The organism is Mesorhizobium sp. M5C.F.Ca.ET.164.01.1.1 (genome assembly GCF_004792125.1).
GTDB classification, from domain to species: domain Bacteria; phylum Pseudomonadota; class Alphaproteobacteria; order Rhizobiales; family Rhizobiaceae; genus Mesorhizobium; species Mesorhizobium wenxiniae.
The window spans coordinates 1-295 of the sequence record NZ_SRTG01000517.1 but is presented as its reverse complement, the minus strand read 5'-3'; the positions used below and the strand labels follow the sequence as shown (position 1 = coordinate 295).

General features: G+C 56.6%; 1 protein-coding gene. It reads right to left on the bottom strand.

Features of this window, described 5'->3' with window-relative positions:
• The coding region (locus EN807_RS34535; RefSeq protein ID WP_189522712.1) for a type VI secretion system tube protein Hcp at positions 1 to 191 on the bottom strand (191 nt) is incomplete at its 3' end.
• Positions 192 to 295: the final 104 nt, after the last annotated feature.

Here is a 295-nt window from a genome sequence, read left to right as displayed (position 1 = left end):
GAAGACTTGTCGTAGTGCTTGAAGAATTTGATCATCCCCATCGACACGCGGCCGCGCCGCGACAGCGAGTTCGGGTCGTACGGCGCGATCATCTTGTAATCGACGCCATGGATCTCGATCTCGTCCTCATGGCCGTCCCGCTTGCTCGGGCCCTTGATATCCGGGACTTTCAGGAAACCGTCGATCTTCATCGAAGGCGCATCGGCTCTGTCAGGCATTGTCTTTCTCCACCGCTTTCAAACGAAACACTTTGCGATTTCAGCCCTTCACTGACGGCAGTTCCGACACCAGCCGG